Genomic DNA, 23214 nt, shown 5'->3' on the forward strand with positions numbered 1-23214 from the left:
TAATACTGATTGGAGGAGAAACGATGAAACAGGCACCGAGAAAGTATGCAAATTACATTCCGATTCGGGAACTGGAGACTTTGGAAGAGAGGTTATCTCCCTTCAAGGTGTATGCAGAACTTCGTGATAACACTCCAGTCCGATATGATGAGCATCGAGAATGTTGGGATGTTTTCGGGTATGAAGATGTGAAGTACGTTCTGAAAAATCCCAAACTGTTCTCTTCTGCACGTGATCGTGCCAATACGAGCATGTTGACGACAGACCCTCCCAAACACAAACAGCTGCGTGATCTGGTGAACCAGGCGTTTACACCCAAGGCAATTGAAGCATTGGCTCCCCGTATTCAGGAAATCACAGATGAGTTAATTGCTCCACACCTGTCAGAAGGGCATATGGAACTTATTGATGACCTTGCAACACCATTGCCCGTCATTGTCATTGCGGAATTGATCGGAGTCCCTGCGGCGGATCGTCAAAAGTTCAAGGACTGGTCTGATGTATTGGTGAAAGGCGCACGTGATGATAGTGAGCAGGCTTTCCAGGAGTTATTGGAGGAGAAAAAAAGAAATATGCAGGAGTTGCATATCTATTTCACTGGCATTATGGAAGAACGTCGGTTGCAGCCAAAGGATGATCTGATCTCATTACTGCTTGCTGCGGAGATTGATGGTCAGAAATTGACTTCAGATGAAGTGGTAGGCTTCTGTATTCTCTTACTCGCTGCCGGTAATGAAACAACAACCAACCTGATTACCAATGCGGTTCGTATTCTGTCTGAACAACCTGAGCTACAACAGGAGTTGCGCGAACATCCTGAACGGATTACTTCTGCGATTGAAGAGACGCTGAGATATTATCCGCCAATTGTCGCGATTGGGCGGGTTGCCAAGGAAACTGTAGAGTTGAATGGTCAGATGATTCAAGCCGGGGAGCAGGTGATTTCCTGGGTTGGAGCAGCCAATCGGGACAGTGCCCAATTTGAAAACCCGGAAGATTTCATCTCTGATCGCAAGCCGAACAGGCATATGGGCTTTGGTTTTGGCATTCATTTTTGTCTGGGTGCACCACTCGCTCGATTGGAGGCAAGGGTAGTTCTTCATACATTGCTTCAGCACATGGGAAACATTCAACTTGTTCCGGGAACGGCTCTGCAACCGATACAAAGTGCTTTTGTATTTGGTGTGAAACATTATCCGATACAATTCAATCTAATAAATAAATGATGAATGGCGAATGAATGACAAAAGCCGCTCTCAGGCCAATTAGGCGCTGGAAGCGGCTTTTTCAAATGAAAAAGTTAAGATGTACTAATTAAGAAATGGATAGGGAATCAGGATTCCCGAATAGAAGCAGGTTTGTTATACAATTTGAATCGGACCCAAACCATATTAAGCAGCAGCAGTCCGCCAGATACGATAAACAGACCTTCGATTCCGATGAATCCTGCCATAAATCCTCCAATGATCGCTCCAAGCATGTTGCCCAGCGCCAGAGTACTCGTATTAAAACTGAATGCACGGCTGATCATGCTATCGGATGTATAGGAACGGATCAGGGCATTAACGCTCGGAAGCAGTCCACCCATGAACACACCCATCATGAAACGAACAAGAATGAGTTGCCATACGGTCTGAACAAATGCCTGCGGAATTAGCATGAGTCCTGTACCTATGAGGGAGAACGTCAGCACCTTGTGAGGACCAATCCGGTCACTCAGCTTCCCGAGAATCGGAGACATCGCCATATTGGATAGTCCCGTAACTGCACCGACAAGTCCTGCCCAGAAGGCCACATTTACATCCGAACCATGCAATTTTTGCACATACAACGGCAAGAGTGACATGGGGCTAATCATCGCAAACTGCAACAGAAACGTCACAGCAAACAGTGCGGGAAGTTGAGGTGACTTATTCAATTCCTTCAGACCGGACAATACGGATTGTGCCGGCAGTTTGGCTGCTTCTTGACGGTCGAACTTCTCCCTCACCAGGAACATGGCGAGCATGGAAGCGACAAAGATCAGTCCACCTGTAATATAGAAAATGGGGCGGAAGCCTACCGCATCCGCTAACAAACCACCAATGAGTGGACCCAGGATTGTGCCGGCAACCTGCCCGGACTGACTGATTCCCATGGCAAAACCCATGCGGTCTTTCGGTGTGGTACCCGATATCAGCGCAACAGCTGCAGGATTGAAACCGGAGATGGTACCGTTAAGCAAACGCAATAAGAGAAGCTGCCAAGGATTCTGTGCCAGACCCATAAGGGCAATTACGATGGCCATCCCGAATCCCGAACGCAGCAGCATTACTTTTCGGCCATACTTGTCCGATAACTTGCCCCAGAGCGGTTGGAACAAAAATGAGGTGAGGAAATTGGCTGCAAAAATAAATCCCGCCCATATGCCAATTTCATGTTCGCCAACAACGCCCAGATCTCTTGCGAGATAAAGAGACAAAAATGGGGTAATCATGGTCATGCCCGAATTGACCAAAAATTGTCCGAACCAAAGCACAATGAGGTTTACTTTCCACGTTTTCAAAGTGCTTTCACTTCCTTTCAAAGATATTTCTGTAATTCTCAAAAAAACACCATTCTTTCATTATAACATAATTGGCATATGAGGGATGGGTGTAAGGAATGTCATAGTATTGTCACGTAGAACGCATCTGCATGTGGTTGTTACGGCTGTTTAAAAAGGGCATAATGGTAATTATGAGTCCAAAAACTATTGGAGGCTTCTTACATGAGCTATAATGATCGACTGATTCGGGCAAGTTTCAAACAACAGGTAGACCGTGTCCCGGTGTGGTACATGCGTCAAGCTGGACGTTACGATCCTGAATATCGCAAAATTAAAGAAAAGTACTCCTTGTTAGAAATCTGCAAACAACCCGAGCTGGCGGCTGAAGTTACACTCATGCCGGTACGCAAACTTGGTGTAGATGCGGCTATTTTGTATTCCGATATTATGAATCCGGTTGCCTCATTGGGCATTGATTTTGACATTGTAAAAAATATTGGTCCAGTTATCGATAATCCTATTCGGTCTGCTGCAGATGTGGATCGGCTCCGTCCCATCGACGTAGAAGGAGATCTGTCACATATTCTGGAAACCATTCGAATTCTGGATAAGGAGCTTGATGTGCCTCTTATTACGTTTGCGGGCGCACCATTCACGATTGCGAGTTATCTGATTGAAGGCCGACCTTCGAAAGGTTATATCCGCACCAAAACGATGATGTACAGCGAGCCTGAGGTGTGGCATAAGCTGATGCAGAAGCTTGGTGATATGGTTATTACATATGTCCGTGCGCATATTGCGAATGGCGGTAAGGCATTCCAGTTGTTTGACAGCTGGGTTGGAGCACTTTCTCCCAAAGACTTCAGAACATATGTGTTGCCTACGATTACCCGTATCTTTACCGAATTATCGGATTTGAATGTACCGAAGATTTATTTCCCTGGTGTTGCATCGGGTGAGTTGTTGCCAGCACTGCATAATCTGCAAGCCGATGTAATTGGATTGGACTGGAGAGTATCCATTTCAGAAGGGCGTCAACGTCTTGGTGGCAAGTTTGCAGTACAGGGTAACCTTGACCCATATGTGCTGACTGCCCCGATGGAACTGATTAAAGAGCAAGCCAAAGTGATTATTGACGAAGGAATCAAGGAGCCGGGTTATATTTTCAACCTGGGACACGGATTGTTTCCTGAAGCATCGCTAGAGAAGCTCAGAGAACTAACGGCGTATATTCATGAATATTCTGCCGAAGCAATGAAGACTGGGGTGACGGTAACTAATGACTAATACTGTAGGTGTACTGGTGATGTCGTATGGCACACCCGAAAATATGGAGAGTGTTGAAGCGTATTACACACATATCCGCAGAGGACGTCCGCCTGAACCGGAGCAATTGAAAGAACTGACGGATCGTTATGAAGCCATTGTTGGCGGTGTTTTCCCCCTTCGGGAGAACACAGACAATCAGGTCAAGGCCCTTCAAGAGACATTAAACCGCGATGAGCGTGGCACTGATGTGGAATTCCGTTGTTATCAAGGACTGAAGCATGCCTATCCGTTTATTGAGGATGGCGTGGAGCAGATGGCGAAGGATGGAATTCAGACAGCAATTGGTATTGTACTGGCTCCTCATTTTTCAACGATGAGTGTAGGCAGTTATATCAAACGTGCGCGTGAAAAAGCAGAAGAGCTGGGCGTTCATATGTCCTTTATTGAGAGTTATCATCTGCATCCGAAGTTAATTCAGGCGTTGTCCACACGTGTCAGTGCCAAGTTGGATGCGTTCGAAGAAGCTGGAGCAAAACGCGGAGATGTGAAGGTATTGTTCAGTGCGCACAGCCTGCCGGCACGTATTGTGGAGATGGGTGATCCATACCCGCAACAATTGCTGGAGACCTCGGAAGTGATTGCCTCACGTGTAGGAATAACCAATTGGCAATTTACGTGGCAGAGTGCCGGACGAACAGCTGAGCCTTGGCTTGGACCGGATATTCTGGATACGTTACAGGAGCTTTCGCGTGAACAGGTAGAGGATGTGCTTGTGGCACCAATCGGGTTTGTCTCGGATCATCTCGAAGTGCTCTATGATCTCGATATTGAGGCCAAATCGATTGCCAAAGAGATCGACATGCGCCTGATGCGTATTGATTCTCTCAATAGCGATCCTCTATACATGGAGACGTTAAGCGACGTTATTATAAGCCAATGGCAGCAAGGGTCGGATGAGTAATGGGTGATAAGAAACGCCGTGTTGTTGTTGTCGGTGGTGGCCTTACCGGGCTCAGCGCGGCATTTTATATCCGCAAGCATTACCGGGAAGCAGGAGTTGAACCCGTGATTACTTTGGTCGAGAAAAGCTCGTCCATGGGAGGCATGATTGAGACACTGCACCGGGATGGATTTGTGATTGAAAAAGGGCCCGATTCTTTCCTGGCTCGCAAAACAGCAATGATTGACCTTGCTAAAGAATTGGAGATTGATCATGAGCTGGTCAGTCAGAATCCGGAGTCGAAGAAAACGTATATCATGCAGCGTGGCAAACTTCATCCTATGCCAGCAGGACTTGTTCTTGGTATTCCTACAGAACTAAGACCATTCTTGAGAAGTGGTCTGGTCTCTCCGGCAGGCAAACTGCGGGCGTTGATGGATTTTGTCATCCCGCCGCGTCGTACAACAGAGGATGAATCGCTCGGTTATATGATTGAACGCCGTCTTGGAGCAGAAGTGCTGGAGAACTTGACGGAACCACTGCTCGCAGGAATTTATGCAGGTGATATGCGGCGATTGAGCCTCCAGGCTACCTTCCCGCAGTTCGGAGAAGTAGAGCGCGATTACGGCAGCTTGATCCGGGGTATGATGACGGGTCGCAAACCGGCTGAGACACATACCGGAACAAAACGGAGCGCTTTTTTGAACTTTCGCCAGGGACTTCAGAGCCTTGTTCATGCACTCGTCCATGAGTTGCAGGATGTGGATCAACGTCTGAACACTGCGGTGAAGTCGCTGCAACGCCTTGATGGAGCGCAGACCAGATACAGTGTTGAACTTGGTAATGGCGAAATGCTTGAAGCCGATGATGTAGTGATTACTGTGCCGACCTATGTCGCGTCGGAGCTGTTGAAGCCTCACGTGGACACAGCGGCACTGGATGCGATTAACTATGTGTCTGTAGCCAATGTCGTGCTCGCTTTTGAGAAAAAAGAGGTGGAGCATGTATTCGACGGGTCGGGTTTCCTCGTTCCGCGGAAAGAGGGGCGGAATATTACGGCTTGCACGTGGACATCGACGAAATGGCTGCATACCAGCCCGGATGATAAAGTACTGCTCCGCTGTTATGTTGGTCGCTCCGGTGACGAACAGAATGTGGAGCTTCCGGATGAAGCGCTGACGAATCTGGTTCTCAAGGATCTGAGAGAGACGATGGGTATTGAAGCAGTGCCGATCTTCTCCGAGATTACAAGGCTTCGTAAGTCCATGCCACAGTATCCGGTGGGACACCTCCAACATATTGCCGCCCTCCGTGAGGAGCTTGGCAGCAAATTACCGGGTGTGTACATTGCGGGTGCAGGTTATGAGGGTGTAGGTTTGCCTGATTGCATCAGACAAGCGAAGGAAATGTCTGTCCAGGCTACACAAGAGCTTGCAGCAGATTAAGTACAGCAAGAGAGCTGTCTCAAACGTAGAATTATCTACTGGAGAGATGGCTTTTTTTATATGAAGATCTGGAAGCTAACCGAGTTAATACCCTTTCAATCGATACAGTTCCAAGGAATGATGGAAATCCAGAATATGCCTGATATAATGGTATGTATGGCTGTGAAGAAGAAGAGGAGTTGCTTATGTATCCCCCAAGATCAGAGCGAAGTGTAAAGAAGAAAAAAGGCAAACGCACGCGCAATACAATTATCTGGACAGTTAATATTGTATTGATCATGGCAATTGGTCTGGTGGGCATTTTTTATGTTATTAATACACGTCAGCAACAGGCGGACCAGCCAGTGAAACAAGAAATAGTTGATCAGGATAAGCCTTCCATTGGAGACGATGCCAAAGGCGGGGATCAAGTAAGTTCTCCAGACTCGGAATCCGATGAGACTTCGGAAGAAGAACCCGAAGCTACGGATGAAGAGACAACAGCGGATGCAGATAAGACATCTGGAGCAGCGACACCTGACACTTCAGGCAATACCAATAGTGGGAAAGCAGAATCCGGAACGAAAAAACCAGCGGCAGATTCTACACCGTCCGGCACCAAGGGAAATGCAGGTGTGGATCAGGAATCAGGGACATCGAAACCTTCCAATTCAGCGAAGGATGTCACGATTAACTTTGTGGGTGATATTCAATTCTCGGGCAAAGTTGCTGAACTGCTGGATAAGAACGGTTATGATTATCCCTTTGCCAAACTCGGCAGATTATTCAAGGATGATGATCTTACCATCGGCAACTTGGAGACACCGATAACCCTGGGTGGTACTGGTGCAGTCGACAAAACCTATGTATACAAATCTTCGCCCAAAGCATTGGCGGCAATGGCCTCTGCGGGTTTTGATGCTGTCAACTTGGCTAACAATCATATTCTGGATCAGGGCGTAGAGGGTTTGGTGGATACGTTAACTTATCTCAAGGAATATGGCATAGCTCACACCGGGGCAGGTATGAACAGGGATGAGGCCTATGCACCAGCGTATCTGGAACGCAAAGGCATGAAGATTGCATTGCTTGGGTTCTCACGAGTTGTACCGGAAACGAGTTGGAAGGCGGAAGGTAATCGGGCAGGCGTGGCTGAAGCTTATGATTCCACAGGGGCAGTCACAGCGATCCAGGAGGCCCGTAAGAAGGCTGATCTGGTGATCGTGGTTGCACATTGGGGAGAGGAACGTGTAAGTACTCCGAATAGTGACCAGACCCGATTGGCTCATGAGTTTGTAGATGCTGGCGCTGATCTGGTCATAGGTGGTCATCCTCATGTGTTGCAAGGGCTGGAGTACTATAAGGGGAAGTGGATTGCATACAGTACGGGAAATTTCATTTTCTCCAGATCAACAACCGAAGAGACATGGAAAACGGCGGTATTTCAGGCTCGTTGTAGTCAAGATGCAGCTTGCAGCATGAAAGTTATCCCTTATGAGGCCGGGCTAGGTCAGGCCATTCCGATGATCGATGAGGCGAACAAACTGCTGTTGGAACAGATGGCAAAGCTCTCTCCTGGTATTCGATATGATGGGAATGGAGTCGCTTCACCTAATTAATAACCTTTTTGAGGAGGGAATCGAATGAACAACCTTTGTGTAGCGCACCGTGGATTTTCTTCTATTGCACCAGAGAATACGATGGCTGCATTCCTGATGGCCATGGAACGGCCTGAAGTTCAGTGGATGGAGCTGGATGTGCAGTTGTCGCGTGATGGTGTACCGGTGGTCATTCATGATTTTACAGTGGATCGCACGACAAATGGCAAGGGCCTGGTTCGGGAAACCGATTGGGCAGATCTGCAACGACTGGATGCCGGATCGTGGAAAAATAAGTCTTACAAAGGCGAACGGATTCCGGCGCTAAGTGAATTGTTAGATCGCTCGTGCGGCAGAGTACGTTTGAACATTGAACTGAAAACGCAGGGAGACATGTACCCGGGTCTGCCTGCGGCTGTTATACATGAAGTGAGAAAAAGACATATGCAAAATGATGTTGTGATCACCTCATTTGAACCAGCCGCTCTGATCGAAGTGAAGAAACTTGCACCGGAGATCCAGACGGGGCTGATTATCGATGCACGACCAGGTGATCTGTTAACCGCCCTGCGGCAGATGAATTGTACATTCCTCTCGATTGGATACACCAATGTGGACAAATCCTTAATGAACGAGATGCGGAGTGCAGGCATTCGGGTGATGGCTTGGACAGTGGATGACAAGACCATTATGAAGAAACTGGCGGCAGTTGATCCAGAACTCATGTTATGTACGAACCGTCCTGACGTATGGGAGCTGGCATTTCAGGAGACGAGCAGCCGATTTTTCAGACCCTAATTCACACCATACACACTAATGAATCCAATAAAGGTGGTTATATACCCATGTTGACTAACATTCGCAATGTATACTGTGTAGGACGCAATTATAAACTTCATGCGGAAGAATTGGGTAACGCGGTTCCGGATGAGCCAATGATCTTTATGAAACCTTCTCATGCAGTCGTGTCCCTGAATGGTGAAACGCTTGAATTGCCTGCTACCAAGGGTGAAGTTCACTATGAAGCTGAATTGGTCGTGCAAATCGGCCGGAGTTATGAGCCAGGTATGGCGGTAGATGAGCTGGTGGATGCGTATGCGTTTGGTATTGATTTTACGTTACGTGACGTACAGACCGTGATTAAGAAAAAGGGCCACCCGTGGACAGCGGCCAAAGGGTTCAGAAATTCCGCTCCGGTTACTGCATTTCAGGCATTCCCGGGTGCGGCAGCATTACTGGAGAAAGACTTTACATTGACCAAAAATGGTGAGGAAGTCCAGCGTGGTAACATTCGTAACATGATCTTCAGTTTACAGGACATTGTGGAATATGTAGGTCACCATTACGGCTTGGGGCCGGGCGATGTCATTTTTACAGGAACACCCGAAGGTGTTGGACCAACACAAGCAGGAGATGTGCTCGAACTGGCATGGGACGGCGAATCCTTGGGTGCCTGTACGATTGAGGCAGCGCAATAAGGATTACACATCATACCTGCTTGAGATGAATAGGGTACAAGAAAGGGGCGTGCATACGCTCCTTTTTGCTGTGTTATCGTGGATATATGTTTATATCTTCATCGTACGGATACGCTACTAATTTACGCCAAGCTGTATGCTGTATTTGCGCTCTGTGTGACCAACTCTTCCAGTTCAGCTTGTTGTGCAGCATGTTGCTCCGAGCTGATACTTCCACTGGCGAGCCGTTCATCCAACTGCTCTCTGAGCTGTCTTACTTGTATAGCAATGACCTCATCCAAATTCCCGTTGTTTTCTTCCGTAATCATCCTCAGTGATTTGCCGTTGTACAGTTCCTGATACAGATCCGCTTCTGAAGGCTGATTCAGAGCGCTGAGCAGCTCGTCGCTACTTCCCTCACGAGTGTCCAAGTCAACGATGGACCATTTAGCAGTAGGTATGGGAGAGATGGCGGATTGGCCCCATGCTGTTCCGGCGAAGGACATGGTGACAATCATTGTGCCTATAATAATGACTCTTTTCATATTCATATGGATAATCCTCATTTCTGTAGTTGAGTACGAACTGAATCGTAACTTGTCGTTGATGTAGTTGTAGATGTTTCGATCTGAGAATAGTGTAAACGGGAAACCTGAAGTGAAACTTAAAACAGGATAAGTAATTTCAACCTAGCGGAGAATGGCTGCAAAAAGAAAAGATCACTAATATAATTCGCACTTGACAGGTTGGGTTAGTTGGTTATATGATAATCTCAATTATTTTAATACTCATTAAATGAACAGTGAAATAATTTGAACTGAAAACTGCATTGAGCTGATTGGACCACCAAAGGCTCCCGGGACTACTCCTCTAAGGAATGTCCTCGGGGGCCTTTTTTCGTATGCTGTTGGGGTTTCAGACGATCAAGGAGGTTATGGAATGAGTGATAGAGACTGGGAAGCGTTGGAGCGGACGGATTGGTTATTTCGCAAAATGGTCAGACGATTCGTCAAAGAGCGGGATCGCATCTCTGTAGAAGGTATCAGCCTGCCAGGCATGCTTATCCTGCACAAAATCATTCGTGAGGGAGAACAGCGGCTTGGAGATCTGGCGGAACAATTGGACTTTACATCGGGTGCCATTACAGCTCTGACCGATAAGTTGGAGAAAAAGGGACTCACCATCCGCAGACGAAAGGAAGACGACCGCCGGACGGTTTTACTGGACATCACATCCAGCGGGCGGGAGATGTATGCGAGAAACAGCAATATCGGTGCCCGATGTATCACGCTTCTGTTTGAGGGTTTTACGAGTGAGGAACTGGAGCAGCAAAGTCAATTCTACGAGCGGGTAGTAGCGAATCTGGAGGGATTCTCGGACACGGTGCTGGAATTGGCGGAGAACAACGGGATACAAGAACATGATCGGTCCTCCACAAGTAACCTTGAGCAGAAGCAGCGGGACAATACCGGGAAGAGTAACTATCTCAGTTATTGAGGTTGGGTCAAAGTAAGGACATTTGATATACCACAAACATTCTAGGGGAGAGATGATCAATGGGACACTCAACAATATATCCAACTGGAGCGACGTTATACAATCCGGATAAGGCTTGGGGCGGTTATACCGTTTATCAGGCAGGTGAGGAAGGCGTAGTGTTGATCGATATGAATGGCAAGGAGGTTCACCTGTGGAAAGGATTGTTAGGTTTTCCGGCTAAAATATTACCTGGCGGCTACGTGCTGGGCAGCACAGGCCGGAGAGATCCGAAGTTCGGTATTCAGGATAATGTCGATCTGGTTCAGGTGGATTGGGACGGCAACATTGTATGGAAATACAATAGCTACGAACACATCGAAGATCCGGGGTATGAGCCATTATGGTATGCCCGCCAGCATCATGATTATCAGCGTGAGGGAAATCCGGTAGGTTATTATGCACCTGGCCTTGCGCCAAAGACGAAGAGTGGCAAAACACTTATTCTGGCACACAAAAATGTGAGTAATCCGCAAATTTCAGATAAGCCATTGCTTGATGATGCCATTATCGAAGTGGATTGGGAGGGGAAGGTACTCTGGGAATGGCTGCCTAACAAACACTTTGAAGAATTAGGTTTTGATGAAGCTGCTCGAAATGTTCTGTTCCGTGACCCGAATACACGTTCTTTCGGTCATCTGGGTGGTGGCGTTGGTGACTGGTTACATATTAATTCTGCTTCTTATGTCGGACCCAACCGCTTCTATGAAGAAGGAGACGAACGCTTCCACCCCGACAATATTATCTGGGATGCCAGAGAGGCCAACATAATCGCCATTACAGACAGACAGAGCGGAAAGATCGTGTGGAGATTAGGGCCAGACTATACTTCACCTGAAGTGAAACACATCGGCACAATTATCGGGCAGCATCATGCACATATCATTCCCCAAGGTCTACCGGGAGAAGGCAACTTGCTTGTATTCGACAATGGCGGCTGGGCAGGTTATGGCCTCCCAAATCCGGCTTCTCCATTTGGATTGAAACATGCGATTCGGGATCACTCCCGTGTACTGGAGATTAACCCGGTCACCCTGGAGATTGTCTGGCAGTATACCTCGGCAGAAGCAGGTTTCTCGGTTCCGACGGATTCTTATAAATTTTATAGCCCATACATCAGTTCCGCCCAGCGTTTACCTAACGGCAACACCCTGATAACCGAGGGTTCCAATGGCAGATTGTTCGAAGTGACAGCGGAGCATGAGCTGGTCTGGGAGTATGTCTCCCCGTACACAGATGGGCGGAATACCAATATGGTCTATCGTTCGTATCGAGTTCCTTATCAGTGGGTTCCACAGTTGGAGAAACCGCAGGAGATTGCGATCGAAGCTATTGATGTTTCCAACTACAGGGTGCCGGGAGCAGCGCCCAAAGGTTCTGCATCCATCGTGAGCGTAGAGACAACTCTTCCATTTGTGGAGGGTGCAGCCTGTGTGGCAACGTCGGATGAAGGCAAGTCAGGCGGTTAAGCGTCAAGAATCATGACTAGATCGAATGGGGTGTATATTTTGAGAAAACCATCCATAGTAACTGGCGTATTGATATTATTTCTGGCCACGGCACTCCTATTATCCGGATGCAGCTCAAATGCAGCAGGATCTGGAGCAAAAGACGCTACCGACAAGAATGCCGATAATGTAAAAATTCGCATCGCAGATACAAGTACCAACCCAACGTTCAGGGTAGCCATTGCCAAAGGGTTCTTTGAAAAACGGGGCATTGATGCAGAGAGTATTACGTTTGGCTCACCGGCTGAAGGTGTAAATGCACTATTTATCAAACAGGTAGATATTGCGTACGGGGCGGACTTCCCTGTATTAAATGCTTTGGCTAAAGGGGAATATTCAGTCATCGCTTCCGCAGGTCAGACTACGGATGAAGCGGCAGCCGCCTGGAAACTGTATGCAAGGGATGATATTCAGAGTGGAGCGGATTTGAAGGGCAAGAAAGTGAGTTTCATTCGAGGTACATTTATTCCATATCTATGGGATGAATATTTGAAAGATCAGGGGGTGGCGCTGAGTGATGTGACGCAAATTGGTCAGGGGGCTTTTGATGAAGCCTACATCGCACTGAAACAGGGAGACCTTGATGCCGCTTGGGTTATAGGTTCAGCGTTAACCGATAAATTCGATGCACTCGAAGGAGTACATCAGCTGACGGATATGTCTCAGACGCCTATACGCCTTGGTATGGGGCTGGTATCGAGTAATGACTTCATCCAGGCAAACTCCGAAAAGATCAGTGACTTCCTCGCGGCTCTTGATGAGGCATCCACGTATGCCCAAGCGCATCCTGAAGAAGTGGCGGATCTGATGTATCAAGAGACCAAACAGCCTAAAGATGCCACGTTGAAAGACCTTCCGATCAATCCATGGGAAGTTGGGTTTACGCAGGCCGCTTATGATAGTTTGGCAGGTCAGAAGCAATATATGGTGGACACCGGAATCATCGAACAGGATTTTGATCTCGACACCAAACTCAATCTGACTTCTCTCCAGCAGGCGTTGCCGAAAAAAGTGACATACAGTAAATAATTCTTATTGAAATGGGAGGTGTCCGTTATGTCCTTACCTGCAACTCAGCATACCATTCATATTGAACAGCTTCGGAAAACGTATCATGCCCCGACCAATGGGGATGTGCATTATATCATTAAGGATGTTGATCTGGTTATCAAGGGAGGGGAGTTCTTTGTCCTGCTTGGTCCCAGTGGGTGCGGGAAGTCAACGCTGCTGAACATGATCGCTGGTTTTATTTCCAAGTCGGGTGGGCAGCTCAAGGTAGACAACAAGGAGATCGACAGACCGGGCAGGGATCGGGCAATGGTATTCCAGCAGGCGGATTCTTCTCTCTTTCCATGGCTAACTGTGAGGGAAAATGTTGAATTCGGACTTCGAATGTCCAAGGTGCCTAAGACACAACGACGTGAGATCTCTGATCGATACATCCAGCTTGTTGGACTGAGTGCTCATGAGGGAAAATTTCCAAAAGAACTCTCGGGTGGCATGAAGCAGCGGGTTCAATTGGCCCGCGTACTTGCGAATGACTCGGCGATCTTGTTGATGGATGAGCCATTCGGTGCACTGGACGCGATGACGAGACGGACCATGCAGAAGGAACTGGTGAATATCTGGAAAGAAACACATAAAACCGTTATCTTTGTCACACACGATATTCAGGAGGCGTTATTGCTTGGTGAGCGCATAGGCATTATGTCTGTAGGTCCGTCTTCGAATATCACGGATATTTACCACAACACGTTACCTTACCCGAGGAACATCGCCTCGTCTGAGTTCAACACCCTATATGACCGTATTCAAGGCCACTTTGAAGAATAACTGAGGTGATATACAAGATGAAATGGTTGGAGAAAAAATGGGTGTCTATCCCGCTTCTATGGGTAACGGTCATCTTAATCTGGCAGCTTGGTGCCCTTATCTATGGGCCTGACGTAATCCCTGGTCCGTGGCACACGATCCTGGGAGCACGCGAACTGATAGCTGACGGTACGCTGATGGAGTATATCGGAATCAGCTTCACTCGTGTACTGGCCGGCTGGGTACTCGGAAGCATCATTGCTATTCCGGTAGGGCTGATTATTGGCAAAGTTCATCTCATCCGGCTGTTCGCCGAACCGTTCCTTAACTTTATACGTTTTATCCCGCCGATCGCCTTTATTACCTTATTTCTGGTGTGGTTCGGAATTGGTGAGCAATCCAAGATCGCGCTCATTATGTACGCAACCTTCTTCATTGTTGTATTGAATACACTGACAGGTGTACTCTCCGTTGAAGAAGACAAAATCCGGTCGGCCCGCAGTATGGGAGCCAATGAACGGCAGATTCTGCTGCATGTGATTGTCCCGGCGACAACCCCGTATATCTTCACGGGTGTGCGACTGGCGATGGGAACTTCTTATATGGCCATAATCGGTGCTGAGATGATTGCCTCGAATGAGGGAGTCGGTTACTTGATCTGGAATTCCAGACTCTTTTTCCGAACAGATTGGATCTTTGTCGGGCTGATTTCCCTGGGTTTTATGGGATTCCTGACGGATCGATTGTTCAACTGGTTTGGTCGCAGAGTACTCTACCGATATGGGGTAATTGGCGGAGCGAAGCGGGTCTGAATTAGAACATAGGAACATTGAATTCCAGACGTTACTTGAAAAGGGAAGTTATCTTGTTTTGACGTTTGATCGATAACCTGTTTTGGCACTTCTACACGAGGCCAAAACAGGTTTTTTGTGTGCTGGCGTAAGGAGTTTCGGCATTGGGATCAAACCGTGGTATAATTGAATTTCAAAAATACAATAAACGTCATGCGGGCTGTACATACGCTGCATGCAGGAGACATTATGGATTGGATTATTGGCGCCGTATGCGCTTCTATGGTGGCAGGTGCTGCCTATGCGAAAAAGTCGCTAACCCTGTCTGGCTGCCTGGCAGCAATCATGATGGGAACGATATATTACGGAGCGGGGAACCTGTTCTGGTTTGGCACGTTATTGTTGTTTTTCATTACTTCAACGTTGCTCTCCAGGTTCCGTAAAGATCGGAAGCAGGAGCTGGAGAAATCCTATGCCAAGTCAGGAAATCGGGATGCGGGACAAGTGATGGCTAATGGTGGAATGGGCATGTTCCTATGCCTGGGATACTGGATATTTCCACATCCGGCATGGGTGTATGCTTTCATTGGTGTAATGGCTACTGTTACATCGGATACATGGGCAACCGAAATTGGGAGTCTCAGTCGCAAGCCGCCGCGCTCTGTTCTCACGTGGAAGGTACTTACTCCTGGTGCTTCAGGAGGGGTCTCACTTCTTGGCACCGTGGCTGCAGCCGTAGGCGGGGCTCTGATTGGTGCGGGAGCATTCTTGTTTTCCTGGATCGCCGGGATAGAAGGGCTTAGTCTGTTTAGTTGGACTTTTGTCGGTCTTGTAGGCGGGTTGGCAGGGGCTTTTGCCGATTCCTATCTGGGCGCAACGGTGCAGATGATGTATCGTTGTACTGTGTGTGGCCGTGAAGTTGAGGTACATGAACATTGCGGGCATCCGACGGTTCGGGCTCGTGGCTGGGCATGGATGAGTAACGACCTGGTGAACGTGCTTAGCTCGGTGATCGGCGGATGTGTGGCGATTGGTTTAGGTAACATTTTGGCGTTGTAGGGGGGAGTACATTTTGAGCACTGTACAGGGAGACAAATCGGAGGCTATTTTGGATGCGGCCTATGGTATTTTTGGCTCGAAAGGTTTTTATGAGACCAAAATGTCTGATATTGCAGACGAAGCCGGCATCGCAAAAGGCACCATTTATTTATATTTCAAAAGCAAGGAACAACTTTTTATCGCAGTATCCAAGCGGGATTGTAACAGTTTTATCAGCCGTCTTGAATATGCTTTGAACTCGCATGAGAACACAGGTGATAAACTTGGAGCAATAGCCAAGACCCACCTTACGTATTATTATGAGCGTCGCAATCATACCAAGCTCTTTTTTATGGCACCCAATAATGATCCGGATCTGATGAAATTCATGAAGGCATTCATGAATCAATACATGAGTATGGTGTGTGAGGTATTGGAAAGTGCAAGTGTACCTGAGCCTGTATTGCTCGCTGAAGCCTACATTGGAATTCTGGACCGGCTGAAGATGGATATTATGTTAAATCCGGAGTTTAATGAGGAACATCTGAACAAACGAATTGCTTTTGCAGCAGCATTGTTTCTGGACGGATGCCGTTCTTTTTTACAAGTGTAAAGTAAGTGCGCGGATGTACGTAATATTGAATTTTAATTTACAGAGAAGTGGGTACGAGCAATGAACATAATGACGGTAGAACAAATTGCAAAAAGTTATGGCGAAAAAATATTGTTCAAGGATGCTTCATTTGGTATGGCTGATCAGGACAAGATTGGTGTCGTTGGGGTAAATGGAACCGGTAAATCCACGTTTTTGCGTGTGATATCCGGTATGGAGCCTGCAGACGCGGGACAGATCTCGATCGGTAATGATGTACGTATTCAGTTCCTGGCGCAAAATCCGGACTTCAATCCGGATAATACGGTACTGCAACAAGTATTCGAAGGTGACAGCATGGAAATGAAAACCGTGCGTGAATATACGGAAACGATGGAATTATTGGAACTGAATTCGTCCGATCCAGCATTGCAAGAGCGGTTATTACGTTTGAATCAGCAAATGGAGCAGCTTCAACTCTGGCAGATGGAGAGTGAAGCGAAGAGCATTTTGTCCAAACTGGGTATTCGTCAATTCGATGCACTGATGGGCACATTGTCTGGTGGACAACGCAAAAGGGTAGCACTTGCCGCTGCACTGATTCATCCTTGCGAACTGCTCATTCTGGATGAGCCGACGAACCATATTGATAATGATTCGGTCGTATGGCTCGAGCAGTACTTGCAGAAGCGCCGCGGCGCACTGCTTATGATTACGCATGATCGGTATTTCCTGGATCGTGTGGCGAATGTCATGCTGGAATTGGATCATGGTCGTTTGTTCCGATATGAAGCCAACTATACACGTTTTCTTGAACTGAAGGCAGAACGTGAAGAACGGGAAGCCTCTTCCGAACAGAAACGTAAGAACCTGCTTCGGACAGAGCTTGCGTGGATTCGTCGCGGTGCCAAGGCACGGACAACAAAACAAAAAGCGAGAATTGATCGATTCGAACAACTCAAAGACCAACAAGGAGTCCAGCGCTCGGGTTCATTGGAAGTATCGGTTGGCTCCACGCGTCTGGGTAAAAAGATACTGGAGATTGAGCATCTTTCCAAATCCGTCGGTGGTCGCAAACTGATCGAAGATCTGAGTTATATTGCTGTACCTGGAGATCGGGTAGGGATTGTCGGACCGAATGGTAGTGGTAAGTCCACGTTGTTACAGATGATATCTGGCAAGCTGGAACCCGATGCAGGCGTGGTTGACGTCGGTCCTACGGTCAATTTGGGCTATTTCACACAGGAACATCAGGAGATGGATGAATCTCTTCGTGTGATTGAGTACATCAAGGAAGTGGCCGAGAATGTGAAAACAGCCGATGGCTCTCTGATTACAGCATCCCAGATGCTGGAGCGGTTCCTGTTTACTCCGGCATCCCAGTGGACGCCAATCTCGCGTCTGTCTGGTGGAGAGAAGCGTCGCCTGTATCTGCTGCGTGTGCTGATGGCTGCGCCGAATGTATTGCTGCTGGATGAGCCGACGAATGATCTGGACATCCAGACACTCGCTGTACTGGAAGACTACCTGGATGATTTCCCCGGTGTTGTCTTTGTCGTATCCCATGATCGCTATTTCCTTGATCGTACTGTGGATAAAGTGCTGTCTTTTGAGGGCAACGGTGCTGTACGTGTACACGTCGGCGACTACAGTGAGTATGCGGAATGGATGCTGAAAAATGCACCTGGAGCTAATCAAGAGAGTGATACAGGAGCAGCGAAGGTGAAGCAGTCATCTGAGAAAACGACGCCTGCAGTGTCAGCGGTCAAACCGAAGTTGAAATTCAGCTTTAAGGAGCAACGTGAATACGACCAGATCGATGAAAATATTGAGAAGGCTGAAGCCAATCTTGTCCGGATTAACAAAGAGATGGAAGAGTCATTTAGTGATTCTGCCCGTCTGCAGGAGTTGATGGCGGAGCAGGTTGAGGCTGAGCGTCATCTGGATGAATTGATGGAACGCTGGACCGTTCTGAATGAACTTGCAGAGCAGATTGAACAGAGCAAGTCTTGATTTATAACTAAACATCGCCCTTTTTTCCATAGTGACTTTATGTCGCATTGGAGGAAAGGGCGATTTTTTGTCTGCGAATTTGCGCTTTTATGTGAAACGTTCTGTATGTTCATTACGTTGTATAAGTAAAGAATTCCATAGAAGGGAGAGAACACCACACTTATGTATAAGGAAATTAATCAACAGTTGGCAGTGCTCAAGGAAAAGGGGAGAATTTACGAGAAATGGACCAAGCGTCTGGAGAAGCTTCAAACGGAGGAAAGTGAATGGGAAGCAAAGGTAAAGCGTCGTCTGGAGCATCTCCAGAAGGAACAGAAGGATGTTGATCGACTGAACAGTATGACATTGTCAGCATTTTTTTATCAACTGATTGGCAAGAAGACAGAACGGCTGGAGAAGGAAGAGCTGGAGCTCTTGGAGAGCAAGGCTGCATACGACACCGCTTGTCGCATGTTACAAGACGTACAGGAGCAACGAATTCATGTGGAGCAGGAGTTGGAGGGCGGGCGGCAGTATCAGTACTGGCAGAGCGACTACAACGCTCTGTGGGGGAAGAAGGAAGGTCGTCTGCTGGACCAGGATGGGGAATTGCAACACATGGCTGAGAATCGGGAACATCTGGCGAGTGAGCTTCAGGAACTGGATGAAGCTTTTCGGGAGGGGGAATATCTGCTCTATGCCCTTGAACGTGCGGAGAAGGCTTTGTCTTCGGCAGGTAATTGGGGTGTGTATGACATGATGGGCGGTGGGGTCATCTCCACACATATCAAGCGGGGACGAATGGATGACGCTCAGGTCGCTATTATGGATGCAGGTAAGCGTCTACGACGTTTTCAGAAGGAATTGGAGGATGTAGAGATGGCCGTACATGCCGATCTGCATCTTGGAGGTCTGCTTTCATTCGCAGACTATTTCTTTGATAACCTCTTTGTGGACTGGATGGTTCAGGACAAAATTCGCAAAGCCGAACGTCAGGTGAAGGATGGACTGAGCGCGGTTCGGAAGACCATGCATGTGTTAAGAAACGAAATGCGTGACCATAAGGCAGAGTTAGAGATATTGGATCGTAAATACCATGCATATGTGGAACAGGCAGATTAAGAAATATGACAAAAAAGGACACTTCCGATAGCGCACCGATTTGCTGTGCTTGGAAGTGTCCTTTTTGATTAGACAAGACTTATGGATGTCACCATGATGATTTCGTAGAAAAATGATGCTTTTTTACTTGGTTGTAATGTAGGCAGCGAGCAATCGTGCCGTATTCAGGACAGCATCCTTATGCGTACGCTCCATGGAATGAGATGCGTGAACCCCTGGACCGATCAGTGCTGCTCGGATATTGTTTCCTCCGCGTAATGCTGCACTGCCATCTGAGCCATAGTGAGGATAAATGTCGACGACGTAATCCATGCCATCTTGTTTGGCCAGCTCAATGAGACGGCTAGTCATATCATAGTCATACGGGCCAGAAGAATCTTTGGCACATATGGAAACGTCGGTTTCTTTACAACTGAGATCGTCACCCATCGCACCCATGTCTACAGCGATCATTTCACTGATTTCCGCAGGGATATACGATGCGCCATGTCCGACTTCTTCATAGTTCGAGATGAGCAGAGAGACGTTATGTAATGGTTTCCAGCCCTCGCGATGTGCAGACTCAAGGATGCCGAATAGCGCAGCCACGCTGGCTTTGTCGTCCAGATGACGTGATTTGATATAACCACTCGGAGTGATGACGGCGCGAGCATCGAAGGAGATAAAATCGCCCACAGAGATTCCGAGTTTCAACACATCCTCCTTGGAAGAGACGACTTCATCGATTCGAACTTCCATATGGCTCTCGGTCCGTTCAAAGGTGCGTGCATCTGGATAGACGTGTACAGACGGGTGAAGGGAGAGGATCGTGCCTGTGTATGTTTTTCCATCCCGAGTATGGATGGTACAATATTCGTTTTCGATACTTTGCATGGAAAATCCACCAACAGAGGTAAGCTTCAATGTGCCGTAAGATGTAATGGAGCGCACCATGGCCCCTAGCGTATCCACGTGGGCGCTCAAAGCAATTGTCTTGGACGAATCCTGCCCTGGCAATGTAAGCACTGCACCGCCCTTATTATTCAGCTCACAGGCGATGCCCAGTGATTTTGCTTCCTTGCGGATCATCTCGATAATATGATGGGTGTAACCACTTGGGCTTGGTGTATCCAGCAATTTTTTCAGAAAAGACAGGACGTATGATTCATCAATTTTAAAACTCATTGTGTAATTTCCTCCTCGGATCATGGGTATGGTGTGAAACAAAATACAGCCTGTCTGGGGGAGAGAATGTGATACTACCATTCCTGACTCGCCAGCAGGCTGTCTCTGATTGGTTACAGTGTTCCCGTAGGGTTTCCTTTGCGCTGACTCTGGATCGAATCATTCTCCAATAGGCTGTCGGATTCATTGGAGTCAAGCGAATCCATCGATTTAAAAGAATCCAACGTAGATTTGCTTGTCGCGGAACTTTCCAATTCAGATACACGCAATTTCAATTGTTTGTTCTCGCGTTGCAGTCTGTATTGGCGATAGATGCCATATGACCCTACAATAATTCCACCGATCAGGGTACAGCCGAGAATCAGCAAGATCAGCGGGATTTGTACCGTGTTAAATAACAGGTTGACTTGTACGGAATCCACATTAATAACCGCAAAGATTCCCGTGAGCAGTGCAAAAACAAGACCTGCTATGAGTGCCCATTGCATTTTCATGGTGTTGCCTCCTTGTTGAACAATTGAGAACTAGATATGCATTACCCATATTCGGGTATGTTGCATCTAGCAATGATGATAAAATCCCCTGCCCAAACGGGCAAGGGATGCAGGTCACATGGATAGACAACCTTATTTGGTTAGTTGCTCCATCTGTTCAATCAGTTCCTTGAAAACACTCATAGCTTCACGAATTGGCTGTGGTGTAGACATATCCACACCTGCTTTTTTCAGAATGTTGATGGAGTAATCACTGCCACCGCTCTTCAGGAAGCCAAGATAACGGTCAACAGCCGGTTGGCCTTCTTCCAGAATTTGCTTGGAAAAGCTTGTCGCTGCGGAGAAGCCTGTAGCATATTTGTAAACGTAGAAGCTGTTATAGAAGTGGGGAATACGAGCCCATTCCATTTCAATTTCTTTGTCGACAGCCATGCCTTCTCCGTGATATTTAACGTTCAGATCATAATAGATCTCGGATAACAATTGTGGTGTTAATGCGTCACCTTGTTCCGCACGTTCATGAATGATTTTCTCGAATTCAGCAAACATGGTCTGACGGAATACCGTTGTACGGAATTGGTCGGCATAATAGGTCAACAGATACAATTTTTCCTTTGGATCTGTTGATTTGTTAAGCAGATAATCCATCAGCAACGCTTCGTTGGTTGTGGATGCAACCTCAGCCAGGAAGATGGTGTACTGTGCATCACGATACGGAAGTGCTGTATCCGAGTAATGTGAATGCAGAGCGTGACCCATTTCATGTGCGAGTGTGAACATGCTGTTCAGGTTATCTTTGTGATTTAACAAGACATACGGGTGAGTACCGTAAGCGCCCCAGGCATATGCGCCTGAACGTTTATTTTCATTCTCATATATATCGATCCAGCGGTTATCATATCCAGTCTGCAATGCGTCAGCATAGTCCTTGCCGAGTGGTTTCAGACCATCTTTGACCGTTTGTTTCGCTTCCTCATAGGTAATATCCATTTTGTATTCGTCTACGAGTGGAGCGAACAGATCGTACATGTGCAATTGATCCACACCCAGCAACTTTTTGCGTAAGTCCATATAACGATGCAATAACGGAAGGCTCTCATGAATGGTGTCTACCAGATTGGTATACACATCCGTTGGGATGTTATCTCCATATAGAGACATTTCCATCACGGAAGGGTACTTCCGAACATTAGCATAGAACATATTTTTGGTTACATTTGCATTCAGGGCAGCCGCAATTGTGTTCTTCTGTTTGGCATAGGTTTCGTATACCGCTTTGAAGGCACGTTCGCGAACTTCACGATTAGGATTCTCCAGGAACTGAATGTAGCTGCCGTGTGTCAGCTCGACTTCGTTACCATGTTCATCCTTGATCCTTGGAAACTTGAGGTCAGCGTTATTCAGCATGCTGAAGATTGTCTGTGGTGCTTGTGAAAGGTTGCCTACCTGTGCAAGCAAAGCCTCTTCAGCTTGGCTAAGAACGTGGGCTTTTTCGCGTTTCATCTCTTCCAATGTAAACGTGTAAGCAGAGAGTTTTTCGTTCGCAATAAATGCGTCCAACTGATCATCCGGCAGGGAAAGAATCTCCGGTGTGACAAAAGAAAGTGCTTCACCAACCCGTACGCCTAATTTCTGGGCTTTTTGGGACAGGTTTTGATATGTAGGATTCGCTGTGTCTTCATCTTGATGCATACGTGCGTACACAAAGAGGCGTTCTATTTTGAGGCTGATCTCATCTTCGAATTCGAAGCAAGATTTGAGTACATCAGGTTGATTCAGTTTGCCTTGGAATTCGGAGGCCTTCTTGGTCAAAGACGATACTTCTTCATATTCCTGATCCCAGGCTTTCTGATCGGCAAATAAATCTTCCAGTTTCCAGCTATGCTCAGCCGGCACCTCGGAACGTTTCAATAATTGACTCATGGAAATCCTCCTTTGATGATCTGATGA

The 23214-nt window shown here is 47.3% G+C and carries 21 protein-coding genes; 16 read left to right on the top strand and 5 right to left on the bottom strand.

Going from position 1 to position 23214, the window contains the following annotated elements:
- Positions 1-23 precede the first annotated feature (23 nt).
- Positions 24-1226, top strand: coding sequence for a cytochrome P450 (locus NZ043_RS19350; protein WP_091032269.1), 1203 nt, complete (start codon positions 24-26; stop codon positions 1224-1226).
- 107 nt (positions 1227-1333) lie between these two features.
- Here the strand turns inward: NZ043_RS19350 and NZ043_RS19355 are convergent, their stop codons facing one another.
- Positions 1334-2545 (bottom strand): MFS transporter, encoded by a 1212-nt coding sequence (locus NZ043_RS19355; protein WP_017689411.1) that lies wholly within the window; start codon positions 2543-2545, stop codon positions 1334-1336.
- Positions 2546-2749: 204 nt separating this feature from the next.
- Here NZ043_RS19355 and hemE point away from each other — a divergent pair, with 204 nt between their 5' ends.
- From hemE to NZ043_RS19385, 6 genes are all read left to right on the top strand, one after another.
- Positions 2750-3814, top strand: a complete 1065-nt coding sequence (gene hemE / locus NZ043_RS19360) for a uroporphyrinogen decarboxylase (RefSeq protein WP_133384225.1) — start codon at positions 2750-2752, stop codon at positions 3812-3814.
- Positions 3807-4757, top strand: coding sequence for a ferrochelatase (hemH, locus tag NZ043_RS19365; RefSeq protein WP_036609705.1), 951 nt, complete (start codon positions 3807-3809; stop codon positions 4755-4757). Before hemE ends, hemH begins: the two co-directional genes overlap by 8 nt.
- Complete coding sequence (gene hemY, locus NZ043_RS19370; RefSeq protein ID WP_133384226.1) at positions 4757-6181, top strand: protoporphyrinogen oxidase; 1425 nt, start codon at positions 4757-4759, stop codon at positions 6179-6181. The genes hemH and hemY overlap by 1 nt, the downstream gene beginning before the upstream one ends.
- A gap of 185 nt (positions 6182-6366) precedes the next feature.
- The gene (locus NZ043_RS19375) at positions 6367-7779 is read left to right on the top strand and encodes a CapA family protein (protein ID WP_339309080.1); all 1413 of its coding nucleotides are present in this window, start codon (positions 6367-6369) and stop codon (positions 7777-7779) included.
- 24 nt (positions 7780-7803) lie between these two features.
- On the top strand, positions 7804-8556 hold the full coding sequence (locus tag NZ043_RS19380) for a glycerophosphodiester phosphodiesterase family protein (RefSeq protein ID WP_091032254.1): 753 nt from the start codon (positions 7804-7806) through the stop codon (positions 8554-8556).
- Positions 8557-8603: 47 nt separating this feature from the next.
- Positions 8604-9236 carry a fumarylacetoacetate hydrolase family protein gene (locus NZ043_RS19385; protein WP_339309081.1) on the top strand — a complete coding sequence of 211 codons (633 nt, stop codon included), beginning with the start codon at positions 8604-8606 and terminating at the stop codon, positions 9234-9236.
- A 122-nt stretch (positions 9237-9358) separates the two neighbouring features.
- Here the strand turns inward: NZ043_RS19385 and NZ043_RS19390 are convergent, their stop codons facing one another.
- The gene (locus NZ043_RS19390; RefSeq protein WP_091032249.1) at positions 9359-9766 is read right to left on the bottom strand and encodes a hypothetical protein; all 408 of its coding nucleotides are present in this window, start codon (positions 9764-9766) and stop codon (positions 9359-9361) included.
- A gap of 388 nt (positions 9767-10154) precedes the next feature.
- Here NZ043_RS19390 and NZ043_RS19395 point away from each other — a divergent pair, with 388 nt between their 5' ends.
- The 9 genes from NZ043_RS19395 to NZ043_RS19435 all read left to right on the top strand — a co-directional run bounded on the left by NZ043_RS19395 (position 10155) and on the right by NZ043_RS19435 (position 19606).
- Positions 10155-10712, top strand: a complete 558-nt coding sequence (locus tag NZ043_RS19395; protein ID WP_133384229.1) for a MarR family transcriptional regulator — start codon at positions 10155-10157, stop codon at positions 10710-10712.
- Positions 10713-10771: 59 nt separating this feature from the next.
- Entirely contained in the window at positions 10772-12220 is a 1449-nt protein-coding gene (locus NZ043_RS19400) for an aryl-sulfate sulfotransferase (protein ID WP_133384230.1), read from the top strand.
- Between the two features lie 39 nt (positions 12221-12259).
- Entirely contained in the window at positions 12260-13288 is a 1029-nt protein-coding gene (locus NZ043_RS19405; protein WP_339309082.1) for an ABC transporter substrate-binding protein, read from the top strand.
- A 27-nt stretch (positions 13289-13315) separates the two neighbouring features.
- Positions 13316-14092 carry an ABC transporter ATP-binding protein gene (locus NZ043_RS19410; protein ID WP_074094443.1) on the top strand — a complete coding sequence of 259 codons (777 nt, stop codon included), beginning with the start codon at positions 13316-13318 and terminating at the stop codon, positions 14090-14092.
- Between the two features lie 17 nt (positions 14093-14109).
- The gene (locus NZ043_RS19415) at positions 14110-14883 is read left to right on the top strand and encodes an ABC transporter permease (RefSeq protein WP_074094444.1); all 774 of its coding nucleotides are present in this window, start codon (positions 14110-14112) and stop codon (positions 14881-14883) included.
- A 228-nt stretch (positions 14884-15111) separates the two neighbouring features.
- Positions 15112-15921: a DUF92 domain-containing protein gene (locus tag NZ043_RS19420; protein WP_264929651.1), complete on the top strand. Its 810-nt coding sequence runs from the start codon at positions 15112-15114 to the stop codon at positions 15919-15921.
- Positions 15922-15934: 13 nt separating this feature from the next.
- Positions 15935-16513, top strand: coding sequence for a TetR/AcrR family transcriptional regulator (locus tag NZ043_RS19425; RefSeq protein ID WP_017689402.1), 579 nt, complete (start codon positions 15935-15937; stop codon positions 16511-16513).
- A gap of 60 nt (positions 16514-16573) precedes the next feature.
- Entirely contained in the window at positions 16574-18505 is a 1932-nt protein-coding gene (locus NZ043_RS19430; protein ID WP_339309083.1) for an ABC-F family ATP-binding cassette domain-containing protein, read from the top strand.
- A gap of 162 nt (positions 18506-18667) precedes the next feature.
- Positions 18668-19606 (top strand): hypothetical protein, encoded by a 939-nt coding sequence (locus NZ043_RS19435; protein WP_339309084.1) that lies wholly within the window; start codon positions 18668-18670, stop codon positions 19604-19606.
- Positions 19607-19729: 123 nt separating this feature from the next.
- On the opposite strand, the gene NZ043_RS19440 is transcribed toward NZ043_RS19435, so the two are convergent.
- The 3 genes from NZ043_RS19440 to pepF form a co-directional block, all read right to left on the bottom strand.
- Positions 19730-20770 (bottom strand): M42 family metallopeptidase, encoded by a 1041-nt coding sequence (locus NZ043_RS19440; RefSeq protein ID WP_339309085.1) that lies wholly within the window; start codon positions 20768-20770, stop codon positions 19730-19732.
- A 113-nt stretch (positions 20771-20883) separates the two neighbouring features.
- Positions 20884-21264 (bottom strand): lipopolysaccharide assembly protein LapA domain-containing protein, encoded by a 381-nt coding sequence (locus tag NZ043_RS19445; RefSeq protein WP_047842377.1) that lies wholly within the window; start codon positions 21262-21264, stop codon positions 20884-20886.
- A gap of 132 nt (positions 21265-21396) precedes the next feature.
- Positions 21397-23187: an oligoendopeptidase F gene (gene pepF / locus NZ043_RS19450; RefSeq protein WP_338593574.1), complete on the bottom strand. Its 1791-nt coding sequence runs from the start codon at positions 23185-23187 to the stop codon at positions 21397-21399.
- Positions 23188-23214: the final 27 nt, after the last annotated feature.

Origin of the sequence: Paenibacillus sp. FSL k6-2145 (assembly GCF_037976585.1) — a bacterium.
GTDB lineage: Bacteria > Bacillota > Bacilli > Paenibacillales > Paenibacillaceae > Paenibacillus.